Origin of the sequence: Paenibacillus popilliae ATCC 14706 (assembly GCF_000315235.1) — a bacterium.
Taxonomy (GTDB): domain Bacteria; phylum Bacillota; class Bacilli; order Paenibacillales; family Paenibacillaceae; genus Paenibacillus_B; species Paenibacillus_B popilliae.
The window spans coordinates 28,719-46,889 of record NZ_BALG01000015.1 but is presented as its reverse complement, the minus strand read 5'-3'; the positions used below and the strand labels follow the sequence as shown (position 1 = coordinate 46,889).

Here is an 18,171-nt window from a genome sequence, read left to right as displayed (position 1 = left end):
CGAATGCTTAAGGCAGCTAAAGCCACCTCGCATCCGAAGCGCCTTATATCCCCCTAGCTAAAGCTAGGGGGATATAAGGCGCTAAGTTATAAAATTGCAATGCGCTGATCCACATACAGGGTCCTCATTTACATTTAGCTTAGGGAAGAAACTTCTTGAAGCAAAATCATATTTTTCGCTTTTTGCTGTGATCGAAACGCCCAGTCCATCCGGCAGGTTTACCAACTTTGAAAAGTCAGGTGAAGCATTATATACATCTTGTTCTTTTTCGAGTACGAACATTAAGTCTCTGCCTAAATAGGTCTCAACAGGCCGTACACCAAGTGCTTCGACCATTTGTTCTGAAAGTGGAAAAACATCAGGCATTCTGCTTGGGAAATCCATTTCATACAGCTCACCTTTCTTTACAACAACAAGTTCTCCGCTTCGTGTCTGAAACTTGATTCTCTCAACATTTAATTCATAGTAGTTGGCAATAACATAAGCGGTTGCCAAGGTTGCATGCCCGCAGAGATCAATCTCATTACCTGGGGTGAACCATCTTAGCCGATAACCATCTCCTTCTTTTACAGCAAATGCTGTTTCAGAAAGGTTATTTTCAATTGCAATTTTTTGCATGATATCATCGGGAAGCCAAGCATCCATAATACAGATTCCTGCTGGATTTCCCTCGAAAACTTTCTCTGCGAATGCATCCACCACAAAATACTTCATGAAATATTTCCACCTTTGCCTCTATTTTTGAACAGCTACACGTCAGACAAGTGACATATCATGCTGCACTACCTTGACCTGAGGCGAACCACCGCTATTTAGCGACGGGTCTGCGTGGTCATCTCGTGCAGCGATCACCGTTCCGGATATCTTCTCGCTAGAAGCCCCGAAGCGCTTCTGCTGTGCAAGCCGGAGCTGTTCCTCGTACCAATTGAGTTTGGCCGTCAGTTCGGTATTTTGTTGTTCAGCCTGGCATGTTGCTGCTGGAGTTGTTCCAGGGTGAGGGATTCCGATTCCTTTTCATAAAGAGAGATTCGTCAGGAGGGCGGAAAAATCCTGCTGCCCATGTGTAGATCGCCACTTCCGGCGAGACCTGAGCGCTGGGTAAGCATCAGGCCGTCGAGCAGCCAGCGCAGCTCACGCTGCGTCAGACATAGTAGAGCTGTGCCGCCAGCGGCCACTGAAACGAGCCGCGCTCGAGCCTGCGGTAGTAGAGCAGAAGCCAGCATGATCCCAATGCAGAATTGAGCTTGTCCCGTCTGCGATTACAAAACACGAACAGCGCCGAGGAAAACGGATTGAGCGCAAATTGTTCCTGTACCATAGCGGCCAGCCCATCAATGGATTTGCGCATGTATTTTAATTGATCTCCAATTCGAATGGTTCCGCCACGCACTTTTTTTCATTTATTTCGTAACATTTGTCACAAAGAAGAGACAGTTTGCCGATATAGAATGTACAAGAAGCTACCGCTTCTTGGAATTCACAAGGTATGGATACGAGATTAGGGGCGAGTGCAAACCTAATTTCAACAAGTGATTACACAGGGGAGCGATGAGAATGAAAAAAAAGAAAAAGTTGGTGGTGTTAATTTTCAGTTTTGTTATCGGGACTAGTATCTTAGGATTAAACGAAATAACGTATGCTGCTGACACAACGAGTCCTAATTTTATGACTCATTATAGCCCAGCGGATAAAGCAAAGGCAGAAGCTTATAGCCAAGAAAGATACGAAATTTGGACGAAAAGCTTTACCAATAGTCAAAAGGATATGATTAATAGCTATAAGAAGGACGCAAATGAAACAAATAAATTACTAGTTGAATTCCGAGGTCATATTCAAGCACTTCAATTTTTAGCGCAACAACCTGGAGCAGATCCTAAATTAGTGAAGCAAGTGAATGAAATAGAAGAAATGAATAAATTAATTAAAGTAGAAGAAAATAAAACACCTCAAACCCAAACTATATACACTAGCTTTAGTGCAACCGATATTGGTTTTGCATCGAATCCAGATATAGAAGATGGATTTCTAAATTTAGATGAGAAAAAAATAAATACAATTATAGAATGTTTAAAAATGGGATCCTTTTCAGATTTTCGAGCAGGAAATTTAGTAACATCCGAACCATATTCCACAGTAAATGCTTTCTTTACACAAAAGCGAATTTTAATAGAGTTAGAGGTTCCGGCTGGTACTTATCTTGCGCATTTAGGAAACGGTCAAACCATTTTCCCTTTAGATTATGGAATGAAGTTAACTGATCAGGCGGGAACGGTTATTGGAAAGCAAGTATTAAAATTGAAAGCGCTTGTTGTCCCGAAGGATGATATTCTGATAGAAGGTGATGCACAGTCGCTCATTTTAAACAAATCAATATCCAATATATTGCGTTCTAAGGGATTTGATGAAAAGGATATAGAGAGTTTGAAAGCTCAGTGCAGGTTTATGTTTTCAGGTCCTAATGTATCGTTGGCAATAGAAAATTCTCAAAGTGCAATGCTTGATTTAGTAACTAATGAGTATATACCAAATAATTTATTAAGAGATATGTTGTTAAAATTAAGACTATGCGCGGGGATTACTTTTCAAAGTGTGCCTATTGGTAGGAATATAGAGATAGATGGGATTACAAATTTTCCAGAAAATGGTGATAATCCCTACATGAGGATAATCCCTACCCATCAAGATTTGCTGAGCCAGTTGGATGAACACCAAAGTACATTACGTACATTACATCATGAATTTGGTCATGTAATAGATCGAGAAATTCTAAATGGGATTTCTTCCACTCCAGAGTTTAAAGCGCTGTTTGAAAAAGAAAAAAATAATATTACAGAAATAAATACGTATGCCAACTATGCAAAAACGAATCCACAAGAATTTTTTGCAGAGGTTTTTAAATCTATGGTTTCCATGGGGAATGAGAAATATCCATCAAGTTATTATCGTGATTCTATTGAGAAAGAAGCTCCTGAGACTGTGAGATTTATAAAAGATAAATTGAAAGAGAAAGGATATGTACTTTAAATCGTAGCCTTCAGTATTCAGGAATTGGATTTCCCAATTTATTAAATTATAATTACCGTTATCTGGTTAATCAACAGGCGTGCATTGGTTAGTACGTATAAACGTATTAACCAATGCATCTAATGCACCCCTCACCTTTAACGGAACAGCTAACGGAACAGCCTATCAAATATCGCTAGGAAGGCAACAAAACCAAGTAATCACATTCCATCAACATCCCTCTAATTTTCTCCAATTCGGGCGGCTCCGTCATGCACTTTTTTTCATTTATAATTAACAATTGTTCAATATACAGTTTGCCACACAGAAAAAGAGCCACGTATTTCGGTCCAAGCGGAGTATTAACAGTATGACAGTATGGAGGAGATTTTCCCCTTGTTAGCCCTAATGGCGAGCGCAATGTTTTTTTCATCGCTTTTCGTGCAAAGCTTCGGGAAGGAATCTGCTGTTATAATCGAATTCCCGCCTAAAAATGATGTCCCACTTTACAGTCCTCTGCAGGCACAGCAGCGCGGATGATAAGAGAGTTTCCTTACATGATAAGGGATGAAAGCGCGGAAGTCGACTTTTTGCATCGTTCTTTGAAGGTATGCTATCATAAATACAGCGTACAACAGATCGGAGTTCGGGGGTGTAACAGATGGGAGGGAATGATGGGACGGTTACGAAGTATGAGCAGTTGCTCTATCATATCGAAGGCTTGAAGCCAGGAACGAAAATATCGGTGCGCAAGCTAGCGAAGGAGATGTCGGTGAGCGAGGGAACCGCTTACCGTGCCGTCAAGGAGGCGGAGAGCATCGGCATCGTCATTACAAAGGAGCGGATAGGAACGGTCCGCGTCGAGAAAAAGCCGCGCAATCTGTCGGATAACCTGACCTTCAGTGAAGTGGTTGACATATTGGGCGGACATGTGTTGGGCGGTGGCAAAGGGCTCGAGAAGACGTTGAATAAATATGTCATCGGGGCGATGAAGCTCGACGCGATGGCGCGCTACATTGATGCCGGTAGCCTGCTTATTGTCGGCAACCGGGAGAATGCGCATCGGCTTGCCCTGCAACACGGTGCGGGCGTCCTCATCACCGGCGGATTCGGCACCAGCCGCGAGGTCAAGCTGCTTGCCGATGCGCTGAATCTGCCGATCTTTTCGTCGAAATATGATACGTTCACCGTCGCCTCGATCATTAACCGCGCGCTGTTCGACCGGTTAATCAAGAAGAAAATTATGATTATCGAGGATATCGTTACGTTGAACTCGAAAATGGATGTGCTGCGTCCTTCCAGCACGGCGCAGGAGTTCGAGCGGATGCGGGAAGAGACCGGGCATAGCCGCTTCCCGATCGTGGACGAATGGAACCGCGTCATCGGGATGATGACGTACAAGGATATGCTCGGCGCGGATGCACAGCAGACGATCGAGAAGCTGTATACGCGAAGCCCGCTGACGGTTACGCTGCAGACAACGCTGGCGACGGCTGCCCATACGATGGTGTGGGAAGGGGTGGAGTTGCTGCCTGTCGTCGATCGAAGCCGGAAGCTGATTGCCGTCGTGACGCGCCGCGAGGTGCTGAATGCCCTGCGGGACGCCCGCCAGGAGACGCAATTGGGCGAAACGTTTGTTGATTTGATATGGAACGGCTTCGAGGAACAGCGGGACGAGGAAGGCAATCCGATGTTTCGGGGGGGGATTACGCCCCAGATGGTTAACGGCTTCGGCGCGGTGTCTGAGGGCATATTGACGACGCTGATGTCGCAAGCCGCGCTGCGGGCAGTCAAGGAGATGCGGAGCTACGATCACGTGATGGACAATATCACCACGTATTTCGTCCGTCCGCTCCAGATTGAAGATGTCGTCACTCTGAAGCCCCAATTGATTGAGATGAGCCGGAAGTTCTGCAAACTGGAGGTCGAGATTTGGCACGGCGAGCTGCTGGCGGCGAAAGCGATGATGACGATGCAGTCGATCGATCACGACTGAACCTCGCCTTCCAACGGCGAGCAGCCTCTGCCCACTCGGGCAGAGGCTATTTGTTGCGCGCCCGAGCGGGTTATTTCGGGGAACCGACCCTATCATGAATGCGCTGGAAGTGCATAGTGTTGCTTTTCATAGGTTATGGCTGTCCCTAGCGTATCATAGATTTCGCCGCACCCCAATTTTTAGGGCACCTTCGCCGGAATATAAGGTTTGACATCGATCCACGCGTGAAGCACGCCCTCGGTGACAAGCATCGTGCGCAGGAGCACGGTGTAGTCCTTCTCATGCACATCGGGATATATCTTGTTGGCCAATAGGCTTTCCACCAGCTTCGAATATTCGTCGATCTGGAACACATCCCTCCCCTTCAACCCGGATAAATCCTTGAGCAGGCGGCGCCGGATTTCGGTCTCGTGGGCCTGGGGAAGAGCCGTGCTCGTGGCGGGTCTATAAATATGAACCTCGATGCTTTTGATAATCGTCCGCCGGTTCTTGTAGCGAAGCAGGTCCTCTGCCTCTGCCTTGTAATGGGCTAGTCTGTCCTGCAGATCGATGTTCATCATCATCAGTTCGTTGAATTGATGCAGGTGCATCGCATGGTATACCGCCGCGCCAAGGACGGCTCCGGCAAGAACGAATGCGAGATCGCCCAGCCAGCCTGGTACTGACTTCAACCGCATAGGATCGCCCCCTCTTGCAACCTACACCCTACGGCTAAATTCGGCTTCGGCATATCCATTGAATCAGTTCGGTTCCCATATGGGCGCCGATGAAGGAGACGAGGATGTAGATCAGCTGCTTGAAGACCGGGGAGAGGTTCCCATCCAGGAAATTGCTTTCGATGACGCGTATCGGATCGATCGTTCCGCCGACGGCGGCGACGACGGCCCATATTTTCAATTGTTCGGAAATATGCTGCATCGTATCGACCGGAGATTGCAGCGCGACGACGGCACCGATGCCGGCCAGTATCGATCCGCCCAGCACAACGCCGAAGGCGATGAAAAAATCGATGAGCGCTTTGGATAGAAACGTACCCATTGAATGACTTCTCCTTTCCTGCTCCCGCAGGTGCCTGGCGGACAAGATGTCCTTAATACATATATAGAATTTCCGTGAAAAAATATGATACAATACAAGATAGACGAAAATATGTTCTCATACATGGCACGGAATAAGAAGGGGAGGGGAAGGCTATGGAACCGTTCGTGCACCTGCACGTTCACAGTGAATACAGCCTGCTAGACGGTGCGGCTCGCATCGAGAATCTGGCCGCGCGGGCGGCTCAGTATGGGATGAAAGCACTGGCGCTTACGGATCATGGGGTCATGTACGGGACCATCGCCTTCTATAAAGCGTGCCTGGCACACGGCGTCAAGCCGATAATCGGCATGGAAGCCTATGTTACGACTGGGTCTCTTCATGAAAAGGGCTCCCGCAAGGAGCAGCCGATCTATCACCTGATTCTTCTGGCGAAGAATGAAGAAGGCTACCGTAATCTGATGCGGATCACGTCCGTCGGGCATCTGGAAGGATTCCATTACAAGCCGAGGGTGGACATGGACACGCTGCGCCGGCATGCGGAAGGCATCATTGCGCTGAGCGCCTGCCTTGGAGGAGAGGTGTCCCATCATATGCTCCACGGGCACGAAGAGGCCGCCCGGGAGGCGGCGGAACGTTACCGCGATGTATTCAAGGACGGATTCTATCTCGAGCTGCAGGATCATGGGCTGCCTGAGCAGAAGAAGGTCAATCTCGGCCTCGTCGCGCTTAGTGAGTCGACGGGCATCCCGCTTGCGGTTACGAATGACGTACATTATATGGAGGAAGAGGATGCTTCGGTGCAGGATGTTCTCATTTGCATCGGCACGGGCAAGACGAAGGAAGACGAGGATAGGCTGAAAATGGGGACCACCCAGATGTACTTCAAGTCGGCGGAAGAGATGAACGCGCTGTTCCGCCACATTCCGGAGGCGGTGGCCAATACGGCGCGCATTGCAGAGCAATGTCAGGTAACGCTGGACCTTGGCGCCTCGATTCTTCCTTCCTTTGAGCCGCTGCCGCCGGGGGTGGCTGCCCCCGGTTATTTGCGTCGGCTGTGCCAGGAAGGGCTTGAACGGCGCTATGCGGATCTGCCCGCCTGGTCAGACGAGGAGTTCCGTACGGCCGCGCAGGAGCGGCTGAACTATGAGCTGGACACGATCGAGAAGATGGGGTTCTCCGATTATTTCCTTATCGTGTGGGATTTCATCCGCTTCGCGCATGAGCAGGGCATTATGACCGGTCCCGGCCGGGGTTCGTCCGCCGGCAGCCTTGTCGCCTACAGCTTGCGCATAACGAATGTGGATCCGCTCAAATACCGGTTGCTGTTCGAGCGGTTCCTCAACCCTGAACGGATTACGATGCCGGATATCGACATTGATTTCAATGACGAGCGGCGCGACGAAGTCATCCGCTATGTCGCGGACAAATATGGCCATGATCGGGTCGCACAGATCATCACCTTCGGTACGATGGCCGCACGGGCGGCCGTACGCGATGTCGGCCGGGTGCTGAACGTGCCGTATAACGAGACAGATCGGGCCGCCAAGCTGATTCCGAACCAGATTGGCATGACGCTCGCGAAGGCCCTGAATGCAAGCGGCGAGCTGCGCACATGGAAGGAGCGTCAGCCCCGCATTGGCGAACTGCTCGATATGGCGGCGAAGGTGGAGCGGATGCCGCGCCACGCCTCGACCCATGCGGCGGGCGTTGTCATCAGCCGCGAGCCGCTGACGGATTACGTGCCGCTTCAGGCCGGAACGGAGCATGCGGCGCTTACGCAATATTCGATGGAGCATCTGGAAGCGGTCGGGCTGCTGAAGATGGACTTCCTTGGCTTGCGCACCTTGTCCATTATCGAGCGTACACTCTGCTGGGTGAAGAAGGATACGGGAGACGAGATCAGCCTGAACGCGCTGGACGACACGGATCCGTCCACCTACGCTCTTCTGAGCAGAGGGGAAACGACGGGCGTATTCCAGTTGGAATCGGCCGGCATGCGCCGCGTGCTGCGCGAATTGAAGCCGTCCTCGTTCGAGGATATTGTGTCTGTCCTCGCGCTGTACCGGCCGGGACCGATGGAGTTCATCCCGAATTATATCCAGAGCAAGCACGGTCTGAAGCCGGTGGAATACCCGCATCCCGACCTGGAGCCGATTCTCCGGGACACGTACGGCATTATCGTCTATCAGGAGCAGATCATGCATATCGCTTCCAAGATGGCGGGCTTTAGCCTAGGGGAAGCGGACCTGCTGCGGCGGGCCGTGTCGAAGAAGAAGCGCGAAGTGCTGGATCAGCAGCGCCAGCATTTCGTGGAAGGCAGTCTGGGGCAGGGCTATTCGGACGAGGAAGCGAACCGCGTGTACGACATGATCGTCCGCTTCGCCGACTACGGTTTCCCGCGCGCCCATGCGGCGGCGTATGCCGTGCTCGCCTTCCAGACGGCTTATCTGAAGGCGCATTATCCGACAGAATTCATGTCATCGATGCTGACGGCCAATATGGGCAGCCATCGGAAGGTGGCGGAATATATCGACGATTGCCGGCGGCTGGGCATCGAGGTGCTGCCGCCGGATGTTAACGAGAGCTTCGTGCCATTCACGCCAGTCGTGGGCGGCATCCGCTTCGGCCTGGGCGCGATCAAGAATGTCGGCACGCTGGCAATCGACAGCATTCTTCTCGAGCGGCAGGAGCGGTCTTATGCGGATTTGCTCGATTTCTGCCAGCGGGTCGATCTGCGTGTCTGCAACCGGCGGGTCATCGAGTCGCTCATCCAAGGCGGAGCCTTCGATTCCTTGCCGGGGCACCGCGCCCAACTGCTCGCGATGATCGACGAGACGCTGGAGGCGGCCGGGAAATGGCGCAAGGATCGGGAAGATTTGCAGATCCAGTTCCTCGATCTCATCGAGGTAAACAACTGGATGATCGATTATCCCGAGGTCCCGCCGCTCACGATGTCGCGGCAACTGGAGATGGAGCGAGAACTGCTCGGTCTCTATCTGTCCGGGCATCCGCTGGATGAATATGATCAATTGCTAGAGGAACTCGACACCGACCGGCTTGTCGACCTGCACGAAGCGCCTGACGAGAGCGAGTGCATCGTCGTCGGCATGATCGTGTCGCTCCGTACCATTACAACGAAGAAGGGTAAGCCGATGGCCTTCGCTGAGCTGGAAGACCGCGTGGAACGGGCCGAGGTTGTGCTGTTCCCGGAAGTGTGGAAGCGGGCGGAGCGGCTCGTTGGCAAGGGAGCGCTCGTGGCGGTGCAGGCGAAGGTGCAGCTTGAGGACGAGGGCTTCAAGCTGCTCACTCACGAGGTGGTGCCGCTTGAGGCCGGCGCTGTCTCCGGCCTGGCGAAGCGCATTGCCGCCCGCCGGCGGAAGCCGCTTGCGGTAGGGAGGGGCGCACCGGATGCCGCCGGCCACCGCGCCGGACCACCGAGCCCGGCTCTGGCCCGCCAGCCGCAGCAGGCGCCACCGACGGGTTCCGGCACCAAGAGCGCGCCGCGCGGGGTGAAGCGCCAGCGCGTCTACATCAAGATTACGTTCGACCGTGAGCGGCAGGAACTACTGGAGGAGCTCAAGCAGCTCCTCCGGACGCAGCCCGGTCCGCTGCCGACCGTGCTGTTCTACGAGCGCGAGCAGCAGTTGCTTGCGCTGAACGACTCGTACGCGCTGAAGCCTTCGCCGGAGCTGTTCAAGCGCATCGAGGCGCTGTTCGGCGAAGGAAGCGTACGCGTAAAATAAGGATGAAGCGGTGAACATTTCTCTGCCCTTCGGCATACATTTTAGATACGTCTCAGATGCAGGAGACGAGTCCGAACGGAGGACAGGGAAGGGAGGGGATGGCCATGCCAACCGATATAGCCGAGCAATGGCTCAACCGGCGGGGTGTCACCCTGGACAGCATCGCGGACATCGTCTATCAGCTCCAGGCGCCATACAACGCGTCTCTGACACTGGAAGCGTGCCTCGAGAGCGTGCGGACGGTAATCCGCAAGCGGGAAGTGCAATATACGCTCATCACTGGCATTGCGCTGGATGAGCTGGCGGAGCAGAAGCGGCTCCCCGAGCCGCTGCAAGCCATTATGGAGGCGGATGAATCCTTGTACGGGGTGGACGAGACACTCGCGATGGGGATTACGAACGTATACGGCATGATAGGTTTAACGAGCTTCGGCTATTTGGACAAAGCGAAAATCGGCGTCATCCGCGAGCTCAACGATAACCGGGAGCAGGTACACGTATTTCTCGACGATATTATCGCCGGATTAGCGGCGGCGGCTTCCGCCCGCATCGCGCACCGGAACCGGGACGCGCGCAGCTACGATGCGGCAGATGACGCGTCGTAGCTTGAGCGGAGGCCCCAAAGATTCCCCCCTGACATAAATGTCGGCTAGTGAGTCTACCGGATTTGGTTGCGGTGAAAAAGTCAATTATGTTATCATTATGGCATTATATAAGCCGTACTTGGGACGTTAGGGGGGGTCATACGCGCATGTGGACAGTCATCTACATCGCTCCGACTGCCAATTTAGCAGAGAAGATCCGGATCAGATTGACAGAGGAAGGATTTCTCGTTCAGGTTCGCCCTGTCCATCTCTCCAAACAACAATTTGAAATCTTGGTACCTTCCGGGGAAGTCGAGGAAGTGCAAGAGGTGCTCAATTCGATTTTGCATACATGAGACGGCTGATGGATGAACGCCAGGCCAGGTTGTTCAGACAGCCGATTTTTATTGCCTGCGTTTGGACAATCTCTGGGGAGCCGCAAGCCGCTCCTTGCTGAGAAAAAAGAGGTGTAACGGGTGTTTAAAGACCTATTTCAAAAGAAAAAGTACGCAACAGTACCTTTGCCGATGATGAACGATGATCGTCCTAAGCGTGAAATACCCGAAGGGTTAATGAACAAATGCCCGAAATGCGGCACGATTCAGTATCATAAAGAATTGCAAAAAAACCTGAAGGTATGCTCGGAGTGCGATCATCATCTGCGATTGAATGCGTGGGAGCGCATCGATATGATCTTGGATGAAGGCCGTTTTTTTGAATATGACGCGGAAATGCGTTCAAAGGATCCGCTTCAATTTCCGGGATATGCGAAGAAGATGGAGCAGCAGCATATCAAATCAGGATTGAACGAAGCGGTGGTTACCGGCGAGGGGACCATCGGCGGCTTCCCGGTCGTGGTTGCCGTCATGAGCTTCGACTTTTTCAGCGGAAGCATGGGATCGGTCGTGGGCGAGAAGGTGACGCGCGCGATCGAGACGGCGCAGCAGAAGCAATATCCACTGATCATTTTCTCCACCTCTGGAGGAGCGAGGATGCAGGAGAGCATCCTAAGCCTGATGCAGATGGTGAAGACAAGCGCGTCCTTGGCCAAGTTCCACGAGGCCGGCGGATTATATATTTCCGTCTTCACCGATCCGACGATGGGCGGCGTATCGGCCAGCTTCGCGATGCTTGGCGACATCAACCTGGCGGAGCCAGGTGCGTTGGTCGGCTTTGCGGGGCGTCTTGTCATCGAGCAGACGATTCGCCAGAAGCTGCCAGACGAGTTTCAGACGGCAGAATTTAACTTGAAGCACGGACAGATCGATTTGGTCGTTCCGCGCAAGGACATGCGCCAAACATTGATCAAGCTGATTCATCTGCATACCGTGAAAGGAGAGGTTACGCATGACGAGTGAGCTTCCGTTCGAACAGCCGTTGGTAGAGTTGAAGAACAAAATCGACGAGCTTGAGCGGTTCGGCGAAGAAAAGAACATTGACTTTACGGAAGAGATCGCCCGGTTAGAACAGCGTTACGCAAAGCTGGCTGAGGACATCTACGCCACGATCAGTCCGTCGCAGAAGATGCACCTGGCACGACATCATCAACGTCCGACCGCGCTTGATTTCATTCAGCATGTTTTTACCGATTTCATCGAATTGCACGGAGATCGCCTGTATGGCGACGACCTCGCGATTGTCGGCGGATTGGCGCGTCTGAACGGCATTCCCGTCACGGTCATCGGCCATCAGCGCGGAAAGGATACGAAGGATAATATTGCCCGCTGCTTTGGCAGTCCCCACCCGGAAGGCTTCCGCAAGGCGCTGCGCCTGATGCAGCAAGCAGACAAGTTCAGGCGTCCGATCATTACGTTCATTGACACCAAGGGCGCCTATCCGGGAAATACTGCGGAAGAGCGCGGTCAATCTGAGGCGATTGCCCGCAACCTGCGGGATATGATGCTGCTCCGAGTACCGGTCATCTGTGTCGTTATTGGCGAAGGCGGCAGCGGCGGAGCCTTGGCATTGGGCGTCGGCAACCGCGTGTTGATGTTGGAAAATGCGATCTATTCCGCCATCTCCCCAAACGGGGCGGCCTCCATCCTGTGGAAAGATGCGTCAAAGGCTGATCAGGCAGCAGAAGCGATGAAGATTACGGCAGACGATCTGAAGGAAATGGACGTCATCGAGGAGATCATTCCCGAGCCGCAGGGCGGAGCCCACAAAGATGTGCCGGCCGTCTCTGCTGAAGTCAAAGAAGCGCTTGCCCGCCATCTAGCAGAGCTGCTGGAGATGAGCGCCGATGAGTTGCGGGAGGATCGGTATGAGAAATTCCGCCGCATCGGGGTTTTTGAAGAACAAACCAAGGTCAGAAGTACCGAATCATAATAACGGTGTTTGCTGGCAACACTAAATATTATGAGAATCTTCATATACAAACTTGCCGAATTATAGTAGATTAGATTAATGAGAGCATGAGCAAGATATGCAAAGATGGACATAATAAAGACAGCACAACATTGGAGGAAACTCATATGCGCAAAACGAAAATTGTCTGTACGATCGGTCCTTCCAGCGAATCCTTGGACAACATCAAGAAATTGATTATGGCCGGCATGAACGTTGCTCGTTTGAACTTTTCGCACGGCGACTTTGAGGAGCACGGCAATCGTATCAAAACGATTCGCCAGGCTTGCGCTGAACTGAACAAGACAGTTGCTATCCTACTCGACACAAAAGGCCCGGAAATCCGTACAGGAAAATTGTCGGTAGAGCCGATTGACCTCGTTCAGGACGAACATGTGACGTTGACGACGGAAGAAATTTTGGGAGACAAGGATCGCATCTCGGTTACATATAAAGAATTGCCGCAAGATGTAGAAGCAGGTTCGACGATTCTGATCGACGACGGTCTGATCGGATTGTCTGTCGTTGATATTCAAGGCACGGAAATCAAGTGTAAAATCGTTAACGGCGGAACGATTAAGAGCAAAAAAGGCGTAAACGTTCCAGGCGTGAAGATTTCTCTGCCAGGTATTACGGAGAAAGACGCAAATGATATCCGTTTCGGGATTGAACAGGGTATCGACTTCATTGCGGCTTCTTTTGTGCGTAAGGCGAGCGACGTCATGGAGATTCGCAGCTTGCTCGAACAGAACAACGCAGGCCATATCCAAATCATTTCCAAGATCGAGAACGAAGAAGGCGTGGACAATCTCGATGAGATTTTGGAAGTGTCTGACGGCCTGATGGTTGCGCGCGGAGACCTCGGCGTCGAAATTCCGGCAGAAGAAGTGCCGCTCGTTCAGAAGCGGATGATTGAGAAATGCAACCTGGTCGGCAAGCCGGTTATTACTGCAACGCAAATGCTGGATTCCATGCAGCGCAACCCGCGCCCGACCCGCGCCGAAGCGAGTGACGTGGCGAATGCCATTTTTGACGGCACCGATGCGATTATGCTGTCCGGTGAGACAGCTGCAGGTAAATATCCGGTAGAGTCGGTACTGACGATGTCTCGCATTGCGGAGAAAGCCGAGTCTGCGCTCGAATATCGTGACATTCTGGCGAAGCAAAGCTCGAAGCAGCAGGCGACCGTAACCGCCGCTATCAGCCAAGCGGTAGCGAACTCCGCATTGGAGTTGGATGCGAAGGCGATTATCAGCTCTACGCAGACAGGCTATACGGCACGGATGGTATCGAAATATCGTCCGACGGCGCCAATCATCGCCGTCACTCCATCGGAGCAAGTGATGCGTGGTTTGTGCCTGACCTGGGGCGTCGTTACTGTCAAGAGCGGAGCGGCCAATTCGACGGACGAAATGTTCGATGAAGCGGTTCGCGGCGGCATGAAGACAGGCATCGTATCCGAAGGCGACCTCGTCGTCATTACGGCTGGCGTGCCTTCCGGCTGCGCTGGCTCGACGAACTTGATCAAGATTAGCCAAATCGGTCAAAACCGCTGCTCCTAATCGGCAGCCTTTGATACGGACATCGATTTCATAATAACGAGCAGAAGCAATGGTGTAACCGCCATTGCTTCTGTTGCATTTGTGAGCGGAGGCTCCATACGATACAATAGGGGGAATGGCAATGAGCGATGCCGGAATGAACCCGCAAGCCGCATGGCATGGATTTCCGCTGCGCGTCAGATATCAGGAGACCGACCGGATGGATGTCGTGTTCCACGGCAATTACGTTACCTGGTTCGAGGTGGGCCGCACAGAATGGATACGGGCCCAAGGCCTGACCTACCGTGAACTGGAAGTACGGGGATTACGACTGCCGGTCGTCGACCTGCATCTGCATTTTATGCGCCCGGCTGTATATGACGATACGGTTATCGTGTTCACGAAGCTCGTTCAGCGGACACCTCTGCGCCTCACCTTCGCCTCCTGCATCTGCCGCGCAGGCGAAGAGGTTGCCGAAGCCGGCTGGTATGCGAAGCCGGAGGGCGAGCGTCTCGTCGAAGGCGAGACGACGCTGGCTTGGTTGAACGCGAACTGGAGACCAGCCCGGATCGAGCGGGAAGCGCCTGATGTATGGGAACTGCTGAAGCAGGCATGCCCATGACGCTCCTTCAAGGGCTGCTCCGCATCGGCGGAGAGCAAGGGAGATAACGTGGGCAAGTTTCGCTCGCGCAAGCCTCGGCTTTGCAGCGGCAGCATGAACTTCTGTAGGAAGGAGATGCGAGCATGAACCCGATGATGATAGGCATACTGATCGTATTGACCATCATTCCGGCCTTGGAGATCTATGGCTTCCTCCTCGTCAGCGGCTGGATAGGAGGATGGAACACGTTCCTTCTAATCCTCTTGACCAGTGTGATCGGCGCGATTATCGCGCGCTATGAGGCGGCTCAAGTATGGGGAGACGCCAAGAAGCAGCTTCAAGCGAGACAGGTTCCGGGGCGGGCAGTCATTGACGGGCTCTGTATATTCGCGGGCGGGGTGCTTCTGCTGACCCCCGGGTTTTTCACGGATATTGCGGGCTTCACGCTCGTGTTTCCGCTGACTCGGCCCCTGTATAGGCACTATTTGCTCAAATGGATTGAAAAGAAAATGAAGGATGGCAGCTTCATCTACTTTCGTCGATATTGATAAGGTACGTCCGCACAGACAACGACATGATGCATGCATCATGTCGTTGTTCCGTTTTCCCCTACACTGGTGATAGCATGCAGGTGCTCGCCCCGGCTTCTCAATGCCTTTCGGCCATAATGTAATTGCGCAAGTCCATGAAGATTCCGGATCTGTGCATCGCGGAGATGATAACGACGGCGACGGGTCCGGAGATCAGGCCGAGTACGCCGAGCAGCTTGAGGCCGGCGAAGGTGGCCATAAGCATGATGAGCGGATCCAGCCCGAGGTTGGTGGCGAGCACTTTCGGCTCCATCACTTGACGGGCAATCAGGACAATCGCATAGAGGACGGCAAGTCCGATACCGAAGGAGGTATTGTCGATTGCGAAGCTGTATATTATCCAAGGGATCATAACCGCTCCCACGCCCAGGTAGGGGATCAGATCGACGAGGCCGACCAGCAGCCCGATCGTAATCGCGTAGTCGACCCGGAGCAGAATAAAGCCGATCGTGACGGAGACCATCGTCATCGAAATGAGCAGGAACTGCGCTCGGCAATAGCCGAACAGGGCCCCCCTCAGACCATGCCAAATAGTACTGGCCGGCGTCCGGAGCGGCTCCAGCACCCAGGCGAGCACCGTACGCCGCCACCGCAGCCAATCTTTGCTGATGAAGAACGCGGCAAGCAGGACGACGATCGCAATGGTCGCTACGTTGGGCAGGCTGGTAAGCAGCCGGACGATGCCGTCCAGGAAGAGCGTGATCAGATTGGTAATCGCGGTTGTTACCGTCTGTGCGGTATCAGCCAGATTGAGGTTGATCGAATCCTGGACATTCGGATTGTCCTTATAGATCGAACTGATCAATTGGATGAACTGTTGCACATCGCCGCTGTCGAAAAAACGGACGAAAAGCTCCCGCCATTGGTTGAGTGTGTCATCCATAGTTAACGACACCGTATATATTTCCTTGACGATTCGCGTAATGACGGCGGCCGCAATCGTCATCATTCCGAGCAGGAACAGCAGCAGCGCCATCGTAACGCTTAACCAGCGGGGGAAGCACAGCGATTCGCTCATCCAATCGATAATCGGATTTAGCAGGAGCGCGATCAACCACGCGATTAAGAACGGGTACATCACAGGCAATAGAACGTAGCAAGCGACGCAGACAAGCACGGATCCCCCCACGACAAGGCTTCCTCTCCATAACCGTTTCAACAGTATGTGATTCATTTTCCCGTCTCCTTTCTGGCTTGGGTGACTGGGATTCCTGCTTCCGGATCCGAACGTAGGACAGACCGTAATATGTAATACTATGCTTAAAATCACAAAACTTTCATTTCCGTTTTGAAAAAAAAAGCATTTATAGCAGTGATAAAGCATTTCTATCCATATTTTGTAATGAAACCGTTCACAATCCTGGCGAGATCGTTTATGATTTAAAGTAGAAAGAAATTGCCTATTTCCAAAGCGTCAGTGAACATCAGGAGGGGCAGAGAAAAAGGAACTGGGATTGATCTAGGATCGTAATGCAAAGGAGAGAGAACAGATGACAGCGACGAAAGGTTTGGAAGGTATTATTGCAGCAGAATCGTCGATCAGCTCGATTATCGACGGCACGCTGACCTATCGCGGTTACAATATCGACGATTTGGCTAATTACGCAACCTTTGAAGAGGTCGTGTACTTGCTCTGGCATGGCAAACTACCGAATTGTGACGAATTATCTGCATTACAGAAGCAATTCGACGAGAATGCGGCAATTTCACCTGCTATCATCGATCTAACGAGATTGTACCCGTCGAGCGTCAATTCGATGGCTGTTCTCCGCTCCGCGATTTCCGCCTTGGCACTGTATGACGAGTTAGCCGACGATATGAGCCGGGAGGCGAATATCGCCAAGGCGGTAAAGCTACAGGCGAAGCTGCCTACCGTGGTTGCCGCTTATGCGCGTCTTCGCGCGGGCAAGGAGCCGGTCGCTCCACAAGCCGGCCGTTCCATCGCGTACAACTTCCTGTATATGTTGACTGGGGAAGAGCCGGAGGCAAGCGCAGTGAAGGCGATGGACAAAGCGCTCGTCCTTCACGCAGATCATGAGTTGAACGCTTCCACGTTCACCGCTCGCGTCACAGTGGCGACGCTGTCCGACATCTATTCCGGGGTCGTGTCGGCTATCGGAGCGTTGAAGGGACCTCTTCATGGCGGAGCGAACGAAGCCGTCATGAAGATGCTTGAAGAGATCGGATCGCTTGAAAGCGTGGAGGATTACATCCAAGATAAGCTCGATCGCAAAGAAAAAATTATGGGCTTCGGACACCGCGTCTACAAGAGTGGAGATCCGCGCGCGAAGCATCTTCAGGCGTTGTCTCGCGAGCTTGGCAGCAAGAACGGCAATGTCGGGCTGTATAACATGTCGGTTCGCATCGAAGAGATGGTGAACGGTCAGAAGGGGCTGAAGCCGAACGTCGATTTCTATTCGGCCTCGGTGTACACGCTGCTTGGCATTCCAAGCGATTTGTTCACTCCGATCTTCGCGGTAAGCCGGGTGTCCGGTTGGACGGCTCATATTTTGGAGCAATACGAGAACAACCGGATTATCCGTCCGCGCGCCGAGTATATCGGACCGGCCGTCCAGCGCTACGTTGCGATTGCGGACCGATAATCACCGGACACGGGACGGCAGAGAGGCATTATCGAACTGGCTTGTGCTGCCAGACGGCGGATTGCTACAATGTTGTTGTGGCTCCTGCTGATCGTATGGCAGACCGAGGCCGCATCGCGTGAT

15 protein-coding genes and 2 pseudogenes are annotated in these 18,171 nt (G+C 52.5%); 11 read left to right on the top strand and 6 right to left on the bottom strand.

What is annotated here, in order from left to right; all coding sequences use genetic code 11:
- Positions 1-87: 87 nt before the first annotated feature.
- The 3 genes and pseudogenes from PPOP_RS01120 to tnpB form a co-directional block, all read right to left on the bottom strand.
- Positions 88-714: pseudogene (locus tag PPOP_RS01120) on the bottom strand (PhzF family phenazine biosynthesis protein); the annotation flags it as partial.
- A gap of 150 nt (positions 715-864) precedes the next feature.
- Positions 865-1,028, bottom strand: a pseudogene (locus PPOP_RS25670) (IS66 family transposase); the annotation flags it as partial.
- Between the two features lie 113 nt (positions 1,029-1,141).
- The gene (gene tnpB, locus PPOP_RS01115) at positions 1,142-1,348 is read right to left on the bottom strand and encodes an IS66 family insertion sequence element accessory protein TnpB (RefSeq protein WP_093470946.1); all 207 of its coding nucleotides are present in this window, start codon (positions 1,346-1,348) and stop codon (positions 1,142-1,144) included.
- Between the two features lie 206 nt (positions 1,349-1,554).
- Between tnpB and PPOP_RS01110 the strand changes: the two genes are divergently transcribed.
- Complete coding sequence (locus tag PPOP_RS01110) at positions 1,555-3,024, top strand: anthrax toxin lethal factor-related metalloendopeptidase (RefSeq protein ID WP_042226919.1); 1,470 nt, start codon at positions 1,555-1,557, stop codon at positions 3,022-3,024.
- A gap of 640 nt (positions 3,025-3,664) precedes the next feature.
- Entirely contained in the window at positions 3,665-4,999 is a 1,335-nt protein-coding gene (locus tag PPOP_RS01105) for a DRTGG domain-containing protein (RefSeq protein WP_006284149.1), read from the top strand.
- A 179-nt stretch (positions 5,000-5,178) separates the two neighbouring features.
- On the opposite strand, the gene PPOP_RS01100 is transcribed toward PPOP_RS01105, so the two are convergent.
- Positions 5,179-5,676 carry a sporulation membrane protein YtrI gene (locus PPOP_RS01100; protein ID WP_006284147.1) on the bottom strand — a complete coding sequence of 166 codons (498 nt, stop codon included), beginning with the start codon at positions 5,674-5,676 and terminating at the stop codon, positions 5,179-5,181.
- 34 nt (positions 5,677-5,710) lie between these two features.
- Positions 5,711-6,037, bottom strand: a complete 327-nt coding sequence (locus PPOP_RS01095; protein ID WP_006284145.1) for a YtrH family sporulation protein — start codon at positions 6,035-6,037, stop codon at positions 5,711-5,713.
- 155 nt (positions 6,038-6,192) lie between these two features.
- Here PPOP_RS01095 and PPOP_RS01090 point away from each other — a divergent pair, with 155 nt between their 5' ends.
- The 8 genes from PPOP_RS01090 (at position 6,193) to PPOP_RS01055 (ending at position 15,403) form a co-directional block, all read left to right on the top strand.
- On the top strand, positions 6,193-9,783 hold the full coding sequence (locus PPOP_RS01090) for a DNA polymerase III subunit alpha (protein ID WP_006284144.1): 3,591 nt from the start codon (positions 6,193-6,195) through the stop codon (positions 9,781-9,783).
- Between the two features lie 104 nt (positions 9,784-9,887).
- The gene (locus tag PPOP_RS01085; RefSeq protein ID WP_042226917.1) at positions 9,888-10,388 is read left to right on the top strand and encodes a phosphatidylglycerophosphatase A family protein; all 501 of its coding nucleotides are present in this window, start codon (positions 9,888-9,890) and stop codon (positions 10,386-10,388) included.
- A gap of 146 nt (positions 10,389-10,534) precedes the next feature.
- Positions 10,535-10,723 carry a hypothetical protein gene (locus PPOP_RS01080; protein ID WP_006284142.1) on the top strand — a complete coding sequence of 63 codons (189 nt, stop codon included), beginning with the start codon at positions 10,535-10,537 and terminating at the stop codon, positions 10,721-10,723.
- A 120-nt stretch (positions 10,724-10,843) separates the two neighbouring features.
- Positions 10,844-11,725, top strand: coding sequence for an acetyl-CoA carboxylase, carboxyltransferase subunit beta (gene accD / locus PPOP_RS01075; RefSeq protein WP_006284141.1), 882 nt, complete (start codon positions 10,844-10,846; stop codon positions 11,723-11,725).
- Positions 11,715-12,695 (top strand): acetyl-CoA carboxylase carboxyl transferase subunit alpha, encoded by a 981-nt coding sequence (gene accA, locus PPOP_RS01070; RefSeq protein ID WP_006284139.1) that lies wholly within the window; start codon positions 11,715-11,717, stop codon positions 12,693-12,695. Before accD ends, accA begins: the two co-directional genes overlap by 11 nt.
- Before the next feature lie 146 nt (positions 12,696-12,841).
- The gene (gene pyk / locus PPOP_RS01065; RefSeq protein ID WP_006284138.1) at positions 12,842-14,275 is read left to right on the top strand and encodes a pyruvate kinase; all 1,434 of its coding nucleotides are present in this window, start codon (positions 12,842-12,844) and stop codon (positions 14,273-14,275) included.
- Between the two features lie 121 nt (positions 14,276-14,396).
- Positions 14,397-14,876, top strand: a complete 480-nt coding sequence (locus tag PPOP_RS01060; protein WP_042226914.1) for an acyl-CoA thioesterase — start codon at positions 14,397-14,399, stop codon at positions 14,874-14,876.
- A 122-nt stretch (positions 14,877-14,998) separates the two neighbouring features.
- Positions 14,999-15,403 carry an FxsA family protein gene (locus PPOP_RS01055; protein WP_006284135.1) on the top strand — a complete coding sequence of 135 codons (405 nt, stop codon included), beginning with the start codon at positions 14,999-15,001 and terminating at the stop codon, positions 15,401-15,403.
- Positions 15,404-15,503: 100 nt separating this feature from the next.
- Here the strand turns inward: PPOP_RS01055 and ytvI are convergent, their stop codons facing one another.
- A complete protein-coding gene (gene ytvI, locus PPOP_RS01050) occupies positions 15,504-16,619 on the bottom strand; it encodes a sporulation integral membrane protein YtvI (RefSeq protein ID WP_042226912.1) in 1,116 nt (371 codons plus the stop codon).
- Between the two features lie 316 nt (positions 16,620-16,935).
- Between ytvI and citZ the strand changes: the two genes are divergently transcribed.
- Positions 16,936-18,048 (top strand): citrate synthase, encoded by a 1,113-nt coding sequence (gene citZ, locus PPOP_RS01045; RefSeq protein ID WP_006284133.1) that lies wholly within the window; start codon positions 16,936-16,938, stop codon positions 18,046-18,048.
- Positions 18,049-18,171: the final 123 nt, after the last annotated feature.